The organism is Collinsella sp. AF36-3AT (assembly GCF_003475205.1).
GTDB classification, from domain to species: domain Bacteria; phylum Actinomycetota; class Coriobacteriia; order Coriobacteriales; family Coriobacteriaceae; genus Collinsella; species Collinsella aerofaciens_AF.
The window spans coordinates 1-15,611 of sequence record NZ_QROZ01000001.1; the positions used below are offsets into that span (position 1 = coordinate 1).

Consider the following 15,611-nt stretch of genomic DNA (forward strand, 5'->3'; position numbering starts at 1 on the left):
TGGCCGCTGCGCGGCCAGCAGACTAAAGTCTTGAAAAATAATAGTGCGTTGCCACATGGGGCAACGCACCGCCAAAGATTTGATCCGCGATACAGCCACAGGCATCCATGATCACATGGTCACCAGAGTTCTCGCTTCCCATAGCCGTATCCAAAAGGAGATAGCGTTCTTGCGTAACACCATCGGATTTTTCATCGTGCCTGTGCGATGACGCAGAGGCTTTAAGTAGCTGGGTCCATTGGTTAAAGCGCGCCATTAGCTTCTCCGAAATAAACGTTTGAGTAGAGCAACGTGACCGCCTTCGACACCCGTCGAAGCAGAAGGCTGACACGGTTCACAATAATCATCAGATAGGTTAAAAACGGCAGACACGCTGCATGCGCCACTTTCAACCGAACGAACAACGGGATGAGCGTTGCGAGAAGGCGAAAGACAGACAAGTTGGCTTAGCTCGGCGACACAAAGCGGATTCTTGCCGTCTTCCGCAAAAGAGTATATATGAATGCGAAGATAGGCCTCTTCATCATCATTTAAAAACAGCGGAACATGACCCGCAAAATGACCGTCCCTAGACTCAAGACTAATCCAGCGAATATCAGACTGATCATCGGCACGCCAAACAGCCGCGCGAACATCCACAGGCATCAAAGCCGACTCAAAACGCACAGTCAAATCAACAGAAGAAGCTTGGATGAGCGTTTGAGACATGGCAGACGATCGCAATCGAGCATCAGCAAGATGATCGCTGAGCAAGAAGACCTTACTTTGTTCTTCAGTTTTTAGCGCATCCCCGAAGGCGGACTTCCCGCTAGCCAAGGATGACTCTTCATTCAGATAGCGCGTAAAGGCCTCGAAGAACATTTCATTTTCACGCTCAATCGACGTGCAGCTAAATCGATTAGGCGAATCGTATTTTGAGCCTGAAAGAGCCTCAAGAATAGAAGAAGCAATGCCACAAGCAGAGGGCTCAGCGAGGTGGATGGTGCCCTCCGGAAAGTCGAGTAGGTTATTCTCACGGTATATTTCAATTACCGAGAGCTTCGATGCAAGCATTTCGAAAGGCAGGCGAGAGGGATTAGTCACGCTCAACGATACGCCGGCAACACACTTGGCATAAAGCGAGGCGCATTCATCAGCGGTCAAGATACCGAGGCTGCGTACACGTGGATGACGAATGGGAGGCATTGCATCTTCGCCGTATAAATATACGACAACTGCATCGTCGAGCTTGAGAAGCAATTTAATTGCATCAAGCAACATGCCAGACAAACGCCGATCCTTATTGGATTGATAAATAGCACAGACGGCATACTCTCTGCTTAGATTTTGTTCCTGCGAAGTATATATATCGCTAACGCCAAAATCACAATATGGGACTTCATGCGAATAATAGGGTTCAACTTTTTTAGAAAGCCATCTGCCTATCGTTATGGGGTTTAGTTCATAACGATAACTTGCTTCGGCATTTAGATACATCTCCCCCATCGGATAGAACCAAGGTTCAAAATCCTGAATGAAGTAGAACTTATGGGCGCACTTCTGCATAGATGCAAAGTGCGCCGTATTCCAAGCGGTGGCGATTACTGCAAAAAAATCCTCGGGCACACTCGGAGCCACAAGAACCTCTTTAGGCGAATAACGAAACCAATCCTTTATTTCGGTCTGAACTCTATGAGCACTTTTGCATGCTTCACAGCCCGGCATAATGTAAAAGTAGTTCTCATATCCGCGAGAATCTAGAAAGGAAGCCTTGCTGCAGATGGTTCGAAAGCCGCCAGAACCCTTTGCCGGCGGAGATATTATCCAGGCAATTTGTTTCATTTAAAGCACTCAAATCGCTTCGTAGTCAAAAGGATCGAACTTATATAACGCTGCGCGCTTGGGATCTCGAGAAAAGTTAACGGAGAACCATGGATCTCCCTCAGAGAAACGCTCTGACCAGTTATGCAACAATCGTGCCTTATCCTCAAAATGCTTATGAGAGCGAGATTTACTATCAAGGGATTTGTCAACACATGCCATATGGTAGAGACATGCCTCTGGTGTATAGATCACTTTTAACCCAGCTTGAGAAGACTTGAAGCAAATATCAACATCCGAATAGTCAAGAAGATACGACTCATCAAAACCACCCAGACGATTAAAATGTTCGCGTGAAATAGCTAAACAGACACCACTCACCGCCGATACATCCCTTACGGTCAATGGCATATAGATATAGCCAGGAGAAGAGCGATGAATGCCTTGCGACAGGTTGACGATTGATTCTCCAACATAAGACAGGCCTGCCTGCTGCACAATGCCGTCAAGATCGCACGTCATTGTTCCAACGACGCCAACATCCTCTCGTTGGGAAAAACCAACGAGAGTCTTTAGCCACGAGGAGTCTAGTGCCTGAATATCGTCATGAACAAAAACGAGTTGCTCACCATGCGCGGCGAGAGCACCGGCATTTCTCCATGCAGATATATTAAACGGGCCATCAAGCGCGTGAACGATATAGCGACAACGAAGTCCAGAGATCGATTGCTGAACAGCAGCTTCCGCAACCCGCGAGCACACGAAAACAACTTCAAGATCATCAAAATCGGTGTCATTGATTGAAGATACAAGAGCCGAAAGAACCGAAGAATTGCCGCGGGTGGTAACGATTAATGAACAGGACTCAGATGAAGAAACATCATAAATAGGGCTATATCTAAAAGCACGATTATGAGAGTTGACCACAGTCGCCTTAATACCGCATCTATCAAGGTGCTCCTGAACCGCTTTTATTCCAGCAAGGGTTGCATAGGGCTTACTATCGGAATTACCCGCAGTCGAATTCTCGCTTATTCTCCAGTGATACAAGATTTTAGGAACGTGATGGATCGTCCCACCAAGTTCGGCAATCTTCAGCACCATGGCATGGTCTTGGGCGCCATCCAACTCGCTGCTGGAAAGGTCAATCCTGTCTAAACATGCCCTTTTAACAGTAAGAAGGTGGCATATATAATTGTTGTCACGAGCCATATCAAGACTAAAATCCGGCTTAAAAGTAGGATGAGCCAAGGACCCGTCAGGCAATAGCTTATCTTCATCACAATAAAGAAGATTGATTTCAGCATTTTGATTTAAAGCACAGGCGTACTCAAACAAGATATCCGGTTCGAGAACATCATCATGATCGAAAAAGCAGAGGTAGTCTCCCTTGGCCATCTTGATTCCGACATTAGTGTTCTCAGTGATACCTAGATTGCCCTCAAGATTAGTCACTTTAATTCTAGAGTCTGCAGTCACATACTCGGAGACCAAGTCGCTAAGGCCCTCGTAATCTGGCGTAGAGTTAACCAGGATGAGTTCCCAATTCGAATACGTCTGAGCAATGACAGAATCAGCCATATCCCTGAAGAAATTCAAGGGAGTCTTATATAGCGGAACGATGATTGAAAACAAGGGCTGGTATGCAAGTTTTATTTGTGCTTGTGCCCGCGAATCGGATCCAGTCAATCTGCGCCCAGAAAACCAGGACAAATAACGGGGTTGATCGAATGCGCACGCATGATTCCGATCAGCCTCATCCAAAAGCTCCTTAAGCATATCTTTCTTTAGATTGATAAACGTATCTAGATGACCAGAAGCCCTGTGCATGCAAATGCACAGGCTATCCCCGACCTCAGGAATATGAAGAGAGAAATTTATTAAACCAAGATTCGCATCGGCTATTAAGTTATTAGATAACAAAGATTCCCCAACAACGCAGGCTCCTTCATTAAAAGCGACAATACGATCACCCTCAAAGCAATCAGTGCCCGAAAGAACACCTCTAACGATTACGCCATCAACGCAGGGAATAAAGCCCTCAATTTGGATAGAAGCGAGCGCATGCACACCAGAACGGTCAATATTGCGAAATTGTCCACAATGCTCCGCGTGCAGCAAGCCGTTAACTTTCGACTCAATCGAAAACTTGCCAGGATTGATACGGCGCTGGTAAATTATATTATCTCCGCTAAAGAAAGACAGCGATTGGTCGACACCAAAATCGGCAAGAATAACAACAAATTCAGTCTCTGAAAAAGGGATGATTCTTGCGGGCAGAATTTGCCCATTAGGTGATTGCGACTCAACAGCATCAGGAAAAACGGATGCGGCTTCATACAGTAGATATAGCTTGCCGTCGCCACGGCAATTTAGCTTATTGTTAAATTCGGTATTAAAAACTATGCCCATATCAGCAACACTTTCCAACAACTAAAACAAACTCGCAAATCGTAGCCAAAGTAAACGGGAATACGAGGCATATCAATATGAATCGTTTGCTGTCCCCAAAGACCAAGCGACTTTGGTTAAGGATAAACGATAGGCACGGAACCAGAAGTGGCAAAAGGTAACGACTCTGGCAACCATTAACTGTTCCCAATCCAACGGGAGTAAAAGACACATAAAGTGCAGTTGCCACCAAAATCACCGTAAACAAAAACACAAATGAGGCCCAAAGAAATTGTGCAAGACCAATATGATTAACGCTAATCGAATCGGCCGAAAAAAGCCCAAACAACAATAGGCAAACAGCTGGAAGCACCTGAACCAACCCACGGATTGCATTTACAGAAATCTGAGCAGCAAGCGATCCAAGGTATGCAAAGTTCAATGCATATCCAGAAGAGGTTATCGGATTTAAATAATAAGTTGAAAAATAATTGGCGAGTATTTCCGCGTAGCGCAATGGATCGGCGAGAATGAAAGCGATTTGCTGACCAGAGTTAACATCGGAGCCGCCTCGCATATCGCCAACGTTAGATCCGCTGGCCGTTGAAAACAAGAACGGAAGCGCAAATGAGGCAAAAGCAATCAAGCCCAAAACAAACACGGCGGCATAGTAATGAACTCGTTGCTTCGAGCCCGCAAAACGATTACGCGGAACCATAAAGAAAAGACCGATTATCGGAAAATACACAGCTTTGACTGCGAGTCCTAAAAAGGTAAATAAAAATGCGAGTGCTATATTGCGAACTGTAAATTCATTTAAATCACCCCATGCATACCTCAAAAAATAAGCAAAACCGAGAATGATAAACGAAATGAGCCATGCATCATATGAGAAACATGACGCAAGAAAGATCGAAGTTGGCAGCATTCCCACAAAAGCAAATAGTCCCTTTTTTGAGGGCGTAACGTCGATTGCAATGGCAATTGCAAGACAGTAACTAAATAAATTGCAAATCCGAGCGAATTGAATCATAGAAGAAAAATCGAAATGCAGAAGGCGAGCGAGCCAAAGGCCAATTGCCGATGGAATATATCCAATGCTGCTAAGCGTATAAACGAATTCTTCATGCTTGTTAACTTGTACATAACCAGAAGCGATATCAGATCTATAGGAGACATTCAACTGCCTAGCATGCTCAAGAATTTCCGCTCGATCAAAATGGGAAAGAGAAGGCTCTTCATAGCCCTGTGCACGACGGACCGCTTCGTCAGTAAAGTTGATATCCGTATCAGTTTTTTGAGTTTCAAATAAATAAGATGTCGAAAGGGCATTGGAATAGTGAATTTGATCATCCCATGAAATACCCGTCGTTATCGGAGTGCTCACCACAAGGAAAACACCAATTGAGAATGCAGCGATAAAGAAAGCAACGGGAAGGACAGAGCTTCTCTTTCGAATGCCCGAGCAAGCCGTGAAAACCGAAGTTATGATTACCAGCAGGAAATAAACAACAGCATTAATGAACCCATTCGCGAATGCAGTCGTTGAGCAGCCAAAAACAATAAAGAATGCGATAATCAGCAGGGAAACGTAGTCGGTAGCCTTGACCCTCGCCGAAACAGAATGGAACAACGCTTTCAGAGAAAAGCCGCTTTGGAATAAATAAAGTATTGCGCAATAGAAAATCAGAAAAAAGAATATGAGCCGCTTTTTATTCCAGTCAGCAATATTCGAGAAATGAGAAGCCGGCGAGCCAAGAACGGTGCAGCCCTCCCAGATGACCGCCACAGCAAATGCCGCAAGCAACAGGACTAATAATTGAGCGCAGCGACCAGAACAGTTGCCACGCTTTTTTTCATCATCTGAGGAAAGGAAGATACAATATGATTGCCAAATGGCAACATCTACAACGACGCAATAGAGCGCTAAAACGAACAGCTGTGAGACAGAGTGGTTCACATAAAAGTGCTTCATGCACAGAAGCTCGACAATAAAGAGAAGGGCAACGAAGACGGCTTTCATTATTTGCTTTTGGTTTACGCATCGAGACAACACGGGGCTAATTCACCTTTATCCAAATCAAGCTGCAAGGGCCCTCGAAGAATCGTTCCCAGTCATCCGGATGACAAGTATGGGCACCAAGCACTGTTCACAACTGTTAAAAGAAATATAAGTAGAGACATTCCCATCCAGATGATTTATACGCCAAAGCGAAACGCATAGCCTACTTTTCCTTCTCCCTACTTAACGCAACAGCCTGAACAAGCGAGTTCAAACGCTCTTCCTGTCGAGAGAGGCGAAGAGAATTGCAGAAATCACGGACCACAAGAACGGCAATAACGTAAAGGAACACGAAGTTAGAAGCCGACATGAAACCAAATAGACTTGAAAGCCACATTGCAACTTGTGGAAAAACGCCCAAAATTACAAAACTGACGCTGAATAGCAGCCAAAACAGAGAATCCAAAACTTGCATTTGGGATTTTTTTAATTTGCGCATTACGAACACGAATACCAAAACAGCGCAAACGAGAAGCAAAATACGAAGAGAGACCGGCAAATGGATCACCTAAACCACTGAACGACAAGGAGCGTAACGAAAACACGAACCATATACTGCATAGACCTAACAGGGTTAAGATAGCTCTCGCCACCTTGACGCTCGCGCATCTTAACCTGTACCTCTGAAATAGAATACCCTTGCTTCAAAAAGAGAGCGAGAGATTCTGGTTCCGGATTTAAGGTATTGTCGTAATAGTATTTCGTAAGAATATCCCGCCCAAATAGCCTAAATCCAGACGTGGGGTCACTGATCCTCTTGCCTGTCAGAATCTTTATTAGCACCGTAATCATACGCGAGCCGATCATGCGAAGCGTCTTGTCTTTGCGCACGCTTACAAACCTAGAGCCAATGACAATATCTGATCCATCAGATTGAGCCCTATCAACAAGAACCTTTATATATTCCGGACAATGCTGGCCGTCAGCATCAAACTGAACCATATAGTCATATCCAAGATCAACCGCATAACGCGCAGCCGTCTGAAACCCAACGGTCAAACCACAGTTAATGGGCATATCAATGATGTCACAACCAAGATCCTTGCAGATGGCCAACGTTCGATCTCGAGACCCATCATTGATAACAACAAAATCAAACTCAGGTGCAATTTTCCTGAGCTCGCATATCGTCTTTTCTATGCATTCCTCCTCATTATAAGCAGGAATAGCGATAAGAGTTTTGGGTGTCATATACACATAAACCGATCTCTAGTTTTTCTCATTATTATAGCGAGAGATATACAAATGGTTAAATAGACACAACGAATGGTGCACCCTTGATTATCAACTTAATCAGAACACTTCCCACATTCATCCGTACATGGACGGATGAATGTGGGAACCCGTTACCCTGAGAGCCGAACCGGTTGGCCCCGGGGACTCGAAGGACGGCATGTCCGGAAAGAAGAAAAAGGGTTCCGAGAAGGCGACCCCGAGTGTCTACGGCAGGCTCACCAGGCACGAAAGGGACACGGTCCAGAAGATGCTGGAGCTGGACGCCCGCGCGCCTCCAGGGCGATGCTCGGCGGCGATGCGGAGGCGCTGCTAGACGCCTACAGCCTGGAGGACGTGCCCATCGGAAGACTCGACCTGACGCCGAGCCTCATTGAGAGGGCACGCGCAGAGAGGCGCGACGCCCCGCTGGCCTAGCCCAAAGGCAAAACGGAATAGGCGGACCGACCGTCCGGCTGAGTCTGGAAAGAGGTGCCAGACTGAGGGCGGAGAATGGCCCGCGGACCTATCGAACACATATCCACCGTTCCTTCAACTGGGGAAACGGCGCCCCCGGGGTCCATGGGGGCCGCAGGGGCGTTCGGCTAGCCGCGGGTACGGACTATCTGCGCAGTGTGTTCGGCCGAGATCGGAAATCAACCACGAATGGCGCACACGGCATCGAGAACCCCGCAACAAACCTCGCCCTAGATTTCAAAGCTAGCAATCTTCCGAGTGTCGAACGGCATGGTTACGCCATGCCTCTCTAAGCGTAGGTGCACAACTACGAGGTTTTCTCTAAAGTTTTAATTGTAACCACACGCGCCATATTAATGACATTCATTAAATACGACTTAGAGCAAAATGGGATTTGAAGCAATTGGGAAATACCTTTTGCTCGATTACCAGAATGAATATTTCTCAACCCATTATTAAATAATGCATTTGCCTTTAGATAGTTCTCAGCTCGGCGCCGATCGAACCGCTCGGCGACGATTGTATCAATCTTATCGACATCCAGCGATCGACCCTCTTTGAAAGCTGAACGTAAACACTGAGAAACAACGAACTGTTTATACAAATTGCTACGCGAAATGCTATTAACAGTCATTCTGTATCGAATGAGCGGCTCTGGAACATTTCCAATAGTGAACCCTTCCAGCTCGGCACGCAACAGTAAGTCATAATCTTCTGCTAGCGGAACAGACCGATACCCCATTTCAAATACAGACCTTCTTCCAAACCAACTCGGATGAGGTACGCAATTTCTAATCATAAGAGAACGCCTAACGCCTTCACTCGAACTTGGAATTGAATCAACGAGATATAATTGACTACCGTCTTCGTCAATGGCGTTCAAATAAGAACCCACTAGGTCAAGCTCATGTTCTTCAAGATACGACAACTGCCGTTCAATGCGCTGCGCCTCAGAAATGTCATCTGAGTCCATTCGGCAGATATACTGACCGCGTGAGACCTTGAACGCCCTTTCCAAAGATGCAGCAAGACCAAGATTGCGTTCATTTCTCACGAGGCAAATCCTGCTGTCATGAGAGCTATAGTTTTGAGCAATATCGTAAAGTGTGTTGTCATCTGGATTATCAAAAACAACAACCACCTCGATTCGATGATAGGTCTGCTTTAAAATAGACGCTAGTGCCTCAGTAAAATCTTTGGCGCTCTCCCTATAACAAGGCATGAGCACTGAAACCAACTGTGAATCTGTCAACTAAAACCTCCAACACCGCTGCGGGAGCAAACGCTAATGAAAACTACCGATAGTTTAATAGTCCTTCATGTGGCATATATTACAAGTGATTTCGCTTCTGGCGTGTCTACAGTGGTGCCTCAATACCTAAATGAGCAGTCAGAAATAAAGGACATGAATATAGCTCTATTAAATCTTACAAACTACAGACCTAAAGATGCGAAATATCCCGTCTTCTATCAGTCATGCATAGAAAAACTTCCTGAACCGTTTTGCAATCCGTCACTCGTTATATTTCATGAGATATATAGGCCGGATCACATTAAACTAAGCCATTGGCTCAGAAGACGTGCGATCCCATACATCATCACACCACATGGGTCTTTAACATATGTGGCGCAAGAACAGCATCATTTAGCTAAACAATTGCTTAATGTTTTCTTCTATAACGCCTTTATTCGCAATGCTGATTGTATCCATTTTCTATCGGAAAAAGAGGCGATAAGTTCAAACGGCTTTAAACATAGGAAAGCAAGCATTATTCCAAATGGTGTTAGCATCCCAAAAGCCAAAGCCTCAAACTTAGACAGCCGCATCGCGCTTTTTATTGGCCGCCTAGATATAGAGGTCAAAGGTCTTGATCTACTGATCAAAAGTCTGCCGCTAATTGCTGATGAGCTAAGAGGGCTCGGAGCTAAAATCTACATCTACGGTCCAGACGAAGATGGGTCTATGGCCAAACTGGAACTACTTATTGCCGACAATCAAGTATCCGATATTGTTTTATTAAATGGTCCAGTTAATGGTCAATCTAAAGCGGACGCTTTTCTCCAATCGCAGTTTTATATCCAACTTTCACGCACTGAAGGTTTCCCGACGTCTGTTTTGGAAGCACTTGCATATGGCCTCCCAATTATTGTTACCGAGGGAACCACATGGAAAGAAACAGCGAACAATAAAGGAATTGGAATCGGTGTAGAATCTGATCTCGAAGCCATTTCTAACGCAATTCTCACCCTGTTCAATGACGATGAACTTCGTTGTAAACTTGCAAATGCAGCTAGAAAGTATGCAATTGAACACTTTCAATGGAAGGCCATTGCCAAGCGTCAATTTATTTTATACAGGGACATTGTAAACGGGCTTTTTAACTAACCATCTTGTTCTTCCAATACGGAAAGGGACTAAATGCTGTTTTCAATTATTATCCCTGCATATAATGCGGCATCCAGTTTGCCGGAAACGCTATCATCCATCTACCAACAAACATATGACGGCTATGAAATTATTCTCATCAATGATGGATCAGCAGACGCTACTGAAAGTGTCTGCAAAGTGTTTTGTGAATCTCACAACAATACTCATTACGTTAGACAAAATAATATGGGCGTATATGAGGCCAGGCGAAAAGGCGCGGAGATAAGCGCCGGAGATTACCTGGTCTTTGTTGATGCGGATGATTCTTTGCGCTTCGATACCCTATCTATTCTTGCTCGCGAAATCGATAAGTGCAATCCAGACATAATCTGTTTCAGCTATACAAGAAACCCAGACTATTCAAACGATCCGTTTATCAATCCCGCCCTTCCGTCTGGCATCTATGAAGGTGACGATCTCGCCGAAGTCAGAAAATGTTTGGCACGAGGGAAACTCAATTCAATTTGGGGAAAGGCAATCAAAAGAAACTGTCTGATTGACGATTTAAGCAATACCGATACAAAGAGAATCGATTTTGCAGAAGATTTTCTGCAAATGATACCCATAGTCGATTCAGCCAGATCGGTTTTACAAATAAGTGATGCGCTGTATTATTACAATTGTCAAAACGGACAAAGTGCAACACACAGCTATAAGGAAAAACAGCTTTCAGATTTAACCTTCGTCACCTCAAGCCTAGTGAAAATCGCTGCTCGTTGGGGAAAAGAAACAGAAAGGCTGGCATGGAAAACAAGAACGGAACAGTATCTTTATCTCCTATCGATCAACGAGCTCAGTGACAATAATGAGACCAAAAAACGTAACTTTGTTTCAATTTCAGAGGCCTTATTTAATCCCTCAATTAAAGCTGATGTCCCTTGCAGCACCTACAGACCTGACAGCTATTTACTGTTCCTTGCGGCAAAGAATAAGCACTATTTGTTATCTCGAGTAGTAATACGCTGTTGTGAACAGCTAAAACTATTGATACTGAAAATCTTGAGCTAATCGCCCTGTTGTCATCGCTCATTTTTCCTGGCACCGAGTAGTAAAACCAACCGACTTAGCCTTCGATAATCAAATGTCAGGCAAGCCGGTTGGTCATAAAAGTAATGAAAGTACATTAGGCTATTCTGCTTAATAAGCGTCGCAGATTATCGCTTGATAAATCCAGATATGCTCGTCTTTTCGGATTCGTTTAGCCCAAACATCAAAACCAAGAAGAAATAGATAAAGAAATAAATTATTGCTGACACCAAAACCACCACAAGGCCAGATAAAAGGCTTTTAATTAGGTTATAGAGCAGCAGCAAAGCCCCCGTACCGACAATAACCAAGACGGAAAGTTTGGCAATTTCAAGCCAAAATCTCTTTATGTTCAACCCAAGCTTTTCAGAATAATACCAATTCATACAGAAACCGTTACCTATAACCATAGCGATGGCTGTTGAAACTGCTGCGCCCACTATGCCCATAAGCTTGAGCAATATAATCGTCACGACCACGTTGACAAGCGCAATCGCAAGATACATATACCCCCTATACAGGTAAACATTCGCAACCTGCATTATGGTAAGTCCCAGGTTCTGAATTAAGTCAATGGTAAATGGAACCATTACGATCAAGGCGATATAGAAAGCGTCTATATAGTCCTTACCAGCCCAAATAATGATGAAATCTTTCCCCAGAACAATAAATAAACTAAGAACAAATCCGCAGACGATAAAGGAAATGCGACCGACTTTAATGAAGAGATCCGAAATTTCAGACATATCCTTATTCTGGCAATAAAGTTCTGAAACTCGGGGAAGAAAAACTGAAGAGGCTGCCGTACCGATTGTCATATAAATCGTGTAGATTTGAGATCCAACAGAATATACCGCAACGGCGGCAGCACCAAAATAATAGCCGACAATTAATTGATCGGTTTTCCAGAAAATCTGGTCAGCAATCGTCACCAATACAATCGCGCCGCTAAAAAAAAGCAATCCCTTAGCCAGTTTCATGTCCCAGCCATGATATCTGAAACTAATATGCAGATTATATTTAGCAAACAAACGCTGGCTCACCGCGCACAACACATTTGTAACAAGCACAACTAAACATACGGCTAATGCATTCTTAAAAATTGTCGTAAGTCCATACACAATGAAAGGCTGAGCTATTAGGGCGGCCAATTGCGAGCCCTTCAAAAAAACGAACCTTTCATTAGCAGTTATCGCCGCAACGCTAATAGTGTTGTTCATGATAACAATTGTGTTGATCCCTAATACAACAAGCATTGCGGAACACTCATCAAGCTGTGAGTTTGTAAAACTGGCTGAATATACAAACCGAACAACCACGGCGAGAACGCAACTTATTAGCATCACGAACACAGATAGGACCCAGTACAGACGCCTAGCTATTGCGAGAGTATTCTCCATTAAGTCATTTTTGCCCTCTGCCATATACTTGCAATAAAAACGCCCAACACCGGCAGACAAAATCCCATTAATGGAAACTATATAAGACATGATAGAACCTATCAATTGATAGAGTCCATATTCGTCTTGTCCAATGTTTTGCAACAACATCGGAACATATACAAAGCCGACTAAAGCCTGAGCCAGTATATAACCATATGTAATTATTATGCCAGTAAGTCTTCTGCTTGCGCTACTTATCAGAATCACCGTTTCACAATTTGTTGCTTCAAATACCATTCAGAAATTAAAGCACTATTTAATCAGAACAACCGATTGCCGAACCTCTCCTTTGTTCGCATTGTTAAAGCAGGGTCCGATTAAATTCCCAGGCAGAATTTGATGCCACATTTTATTGTCATGCGGATTATCTCCCCAGAAGAACCCAATATGACAGTCGATTGATCCGTCAGTCTTAAAGAAGATAATATCTCCCTTTTGAGCATAACCACTATTTAGCATATCTTGGACAGTACGGAACTCATACATTTTGCATCCCAAATCTCGAGCATAGCCATACCATCTCCAAGCGTTAATATAGCCGCCACCGCCTGGCCCCCCAGCCCAAGGAGAGTGATTATTATTCTGCGCAATACGATTGACATCGCCACCAACCGCAGCATAAGCATGAGCCACGAAGCCAGTGCAATTCATGCCAGTATAGCCATCCCATCTCGGGGCACCTTTTGGGTAAAGGCAACTATCATAGGAGAAGCCACCGGAATATCTCGTTCCTAAATAATAGCCATCAAATTGATGCGACGTAAGCCAAGTGACGAGTCCAATACGACTAACCCCCAAAACCGTTGAGCTGCCAAATGGGCTGTAGTAAATCTGAGTCGACTTCGACTGGAGAGTGCCATCAGGAAGCAAGACATCGCAGTAAAGATCGTAATAACCATCTTGCAATCCAAGTGCAGAGGGATTGAAATAAGCGTCATTCACATTGGAAAATTCTTTTAGAACACCCCATTTACTCCAGTCGGACTTGGCCCAAACAAATTTAAACTGAAATTGCGCAGATTTTTCAGCTGCAAGCGTTCCCAAATCAGCTCGAACTCCCCAAGAATTATTGCCATCAGTCGAAATTGCAGTAATCCTCGAGAAATCCCAACAGCTAATGATTGTTCTTTTTGTTTGGACAACTCCATCTGACCCCGAAACGTCACAGATCAATTCATAGTCTCCGGCGTCTTTTGGAGCCCATTGGAGGTGTGAACTTGTGCCCTGTTGAGCAACGCCCCAGTCAGCCCAATTATTCTTATTCCAGACGAACTTATACTGTAAGTAATTAGTATCACCCGAGCATCTGGCATCGATCTCAGTGCTTTCATTAGGCCTGACAAGCGTTGCAGAAGAACTCAAGGACTCGTAATTCCACTTCTCGGAGCCAATCGAGCATTCAGTCTTCGAGGTCATCGTCTGATCGTTGGCCTCATCAATAACATCAACAAAAACGGTGACAGCGCCAGATTTATCGACTCTCCAGTCAATTGAGGATTTACCTCTGCCGGAGTCAATCACACCCCATTCAGCCCAGTTGTTCCGCATCCAAACATATTTGTATGAAATCTGATTATTCTTTCGGATGGTAATCCGAGGTGTAATTGAAAGCGTATCCCCTACGCACAAATTGGATGAATCAGATTTCAAATCTATTGAAGTGAAGTTAGATAGATTTCTCTCCACCCTGACGGGGAACCTCCAGGTCCTCACGTTGCCGGCCGAATCGACGGCGTCGACCAAGATGTTGACGTCGCCGGCGACCTCCGGCACCCAATCGCAGGAGGCCTCGGGCCCGAGCTGGCGGATGGTGCCCCACCTGGACCAGCCGCCCTGCTCCCAGACGAACTTATAGCGGACCGAGCCCGAGTTGCCGGACGCGGTCAGGCCGAGCGAGCAGCGGTCGCCCAGGAGAGGAGACCCGCCATCGGACGCCTTGGCCGAGAGGCCGTCGACAGAGTAGTCCTCTGAGATGCGAACGGGGAGTCTTGACGTCGACGTGAGCCCGCCGACCGTGACGTCGGCATAGAGAGTATAGGAGCCGGAAGACGGGGGCGTCCAGGTACAGGCGGCGGACTCAGATGCTGCCTGGATGACGCCCCACTTGGACCATGAGCCCCGTTCCCAAAGGAATTTAATCTTTGCGCCGGGAGCCGCGGCGGCGGAGATATCGACCTTCATTCCACCGCTCCACTCGAGCGTATCCCCGCCGCTCACGGAAAGGCGACAGGCATCCACCCTGACGGGGAACCTCCAGGTCCTCACGTTGCCGGCCGAATCGACGGCGTCGACCAAGATGTTGACGTCGCCGGCGACCTCCGGCACCCAATCGCAGGAGGCCTCGGGCCCGAGCTGGCGGATGGTGCCCCACCTGGACCAGCCGCCCTGCTCCCAGACGAACTTATAGCGGACCGAGCCCGAGTTGCCGGACGCGGTCAGGCCGAGCGAGCAGCGGTCGCCCAGGAGAGGAGACCCGCCATCGGACGCCTTGGCCGAGAGGCCGTCGACAGAGTAGTCCTCTGAAACCGGCGAAGTTGCACTTAAATCATCGGCCCGTGTTGAATCTTCAATCTGTGATGGAGACAGGCCCGCTTCACTCAAACCAAAGCAAGGAGTTACGGCCAAACAGAAATAAAAGAAGAAAAAAGCGAGACGGACAGCCTTACTTCTAAAGAAATGCATATAGAACCTCCCCGATAGTTCACTCCAACATAATATTGCTAGCAAGTAACAATTTAAGGCCAAGATTTACCATACAAGTAAGGTCGACTTC

12 protein-coding genes are annotated in these 15,611 nt (G+C 45.5%); 3 read left to right on the forward strand and 9 right to left on the reverse strand.

Going from position 1 to position 15,611, the window contains the following annotated elements:
• Positions 1-22: 22 nt before the first annotated feature.
• The 6 genes from DW003_RS09850 to DW003_RS00025 form a co-directional block, all read right to left on the reverse strand.
• Entirely contained in the window at positions 23-256 is a 234-nt protein-coding gene (locus DW003_RS09850) for a hypothetical protein (RefSeq protein ID WP_147352164.1), read from the reverse strand.
• Positions 256-1,821, reverse strand: a complete 1,566-nt coding sequence (locus DW003_RS00005) for a hypothetical protein (RefSeq protein ID WP_147352165.1) — start codon at positions 1,819-1,821, stop codon at positions 256-258. Before DW003_RS00005 ends, DW003_RS09850 begins: the two co-directional genes overlap by 1 nt.
• Positions 1,822-1,830: 9 nt before the next feature.
• A complete protein-coding gene (locus DW003_RS00010) occupies positions 1,831-4,212 on the reverse strand; it encodes a glycosyltransferase (RefSeq protein WP_118386868.1) in 2,382 nt (793 codons plus the stop codon).
• Position 4,213: 1 nt separating this feature from the next.
• On the reverse strand, positions 4,214-6,214 hold the full coding sequence (locus DW003_RS00015; RefSeq protein WP_118386870.1) for a DUF2142 domain-containing protein: 2,001 nt from the start codon (positions 6,212-6,214) through the stop codon (positions 4,214-4,216).
• A 202-nt stretch (positions 6,215-6,416) separates the two neighbouring features.
• Complete coding sequence (locus tag DW003_RS00020) at positions 6,417-6,761, reverse strand: DUF2304 domain-containing protein (RefSeq protein WP_255413724.1); 345 nt, start codon at positions 6,759-6,761, stop codon at positions 6,417-6,419.
• A complete protein-coding gene (locus DW003_RS00025) occupies positions 6,758-7,444 on the reverse strand; it encodes a glycosyltransferase family 2 protein (RefSeq protein ID WP_118386874.1) in 687 nt (228 codons plus the stop codon). The genes DW003_RS00020 and DW003_RS00025 overlap by 4 nt, the downstream gene beginning before the upstream one ends.
• 202 nt (positions 7,445-7,646) lie before the next feature.
• On the opposite strand from DW003_RS00025, the gene DW003_RS09890 reads away from it, so the two are divergent.
• Complete coding sequence (locus DW003_RS09890; protein ID WP_158573158.1) at positions 7,647-7,802, forward strand: hypothetical protein; 156 nt, start codon at positions 7,647-7,649, stop codon at positions 7,800-7,802.
• A gap of 447 nt (positions 7,803-8,249) precedes the next feature.
• On the opposite strand, the gene DW003_RS00035 is transcribed toward DW003_RS09890, so the two are convergent.
• On the reverse strand, positions 8,250-9,194 hold the full coding sequence (locus tag DW003_RS00035; RefSeq protein WP_118386876.1) for a glycosyltransferase: 945 nt from the start codon (positions 9,192-9,194) through the stop codon (positions 8,250-8,252).
• 36 nt (positions 9,195-9,230) lie between these two features.
• Between DW003_RS00035 and DW003_RS00040 the strand changes: the two genes are divergently transcribed.
• Together DW003_RS00040 and DW003_RS00045 are read left to right on the forward strand one after the other, a co-directional pair.
• Complete coding sequence (locus tag DW003_RS00040) at positions 9,231-10,328, forward strand: glycosyltransferase (protein ID WP_118386878.1); 1,098 nt, start codon at positions 9,231-9,233, stop codon at positions 10,326-10,328.
• Positions 10,329-10,361: 33 nt separating this feature from the next.
• Positions 10,362-11,378 (forward strand): glycosyltransferase family 2 protein, encoded by a 1,017-nt coding sequence (locus DW003_RS00045; protein ID WP_118386880.1) that lies wholly within the window; start codon positions 10,362-10,364, stop codon positions 11,376-11,378.
• A gap of 146 nt (positions 11,379-11,524) precedes the next feature.
• On the opposite strand, the gene DW003_RS00050 is transcribed toward DW003_RS00045, so the two are convergent.
• Together DW003_RS00050 and DW003_RS00055 are read right to left on the reverse strand one after the other, a co-directional pair.
• Positions 11,525-13,075, reverse strand: coding sequence for an oligosaccharide flippase family protein (locus tag DW003_RS00050; protein WP_118386882.1), 1,551 nt, complete (start codon positions 13,073-13,075; stop codon positions 11,525-11,527).
• Between the two features lie 15 nt (positions 13,076-13,090).
• Complete coding sequence (locus tag DW003_RS00055) at positions 13,091-15,520, reverse strand: NlpC/P60 family protein (RefSeq protein WP_118386884.1); 2,430 nt, start codon at positions 15,518-15,520, stop codon at positions 13,091-13,093.
• Positions 15,521-15,611 lie beyond the last annotated feature (91 nt).

Excerpts from the sequence above, each read along its gene's own strand:
- DW003_RS00025 (WP_118386874.1), bottom strand. The coding sequence starts at position 7,444 with ATGACACCCAAAACTCTTATCGCTATTCCTGCTTATAATGAGGAGGAA.
- DW003_RS00015 (WP_118386870.1), bottom strand. The coding sequence starts at position 6,214 with ATGAAAGCCGTCTTCGTTGCCCTTCTCTTTATTGTCGAGCTTCTGTGC.
- DW003_RS00045 (WP_118386880.1), top strand. The coding sequence starts at position 10,362 with ATGCTGTTTTCAATTATTATCCCTGCATATAATGCGGCATCCAGTTTG.
- DW003_RS00005 (WP_147352165.1), bottom strand. The coding sequence starts at position 1,821 with ATGAAACAAATTGCCTGGATAATATCTCCGCCGGCAAAGGGTTCTGGC.
- DW003_RS00010 (WP_118386868.1), bottom strand. The coding sequence starts at position 4,212 with ATGGGCATAGTTTTTAATACCGAATTTAACAATAAGCTAAATTGCCGT.
- DW003_RS09850 (WP_147352164.1), bottom strand. The coding sequence starts at position 256 with ATGGCGCGCTTTAACCAATGGACCCAGCTACTTAAAGCCTCTGCGTCA.
- DW003_RS09890 (WP_158573158.1), top strand. The coding sequence starts at position 7,647 with ATGTCCGGAAAGAAGAAAAAGGGTTCCGAGAAGGCGACCCCGAGTGTC.
- DW003_RS00050 (WP_118386882.1), bottom strand. The coding sequence starts at position 13,075 with ATGGTATTTGAAGCAACAAATTGTGAAACGGTGATTCTGATAAGTAGC.
- DW003_RS00055 (WP_118386884.1), bottom strand. The coding sequence starts at position 15,520 with ATGCATTTCTTTAGAAGTAAGGCTGTCCGTCTCGCTTTTTTCTTCTTT.
- DW003_RS00040 (WP_118386878.1), top strand. The coding sequence starts at position 9,231 with ATGAAAACTACCGATAGTTTAATAGTCCTTCATGTGGCATATATTACA.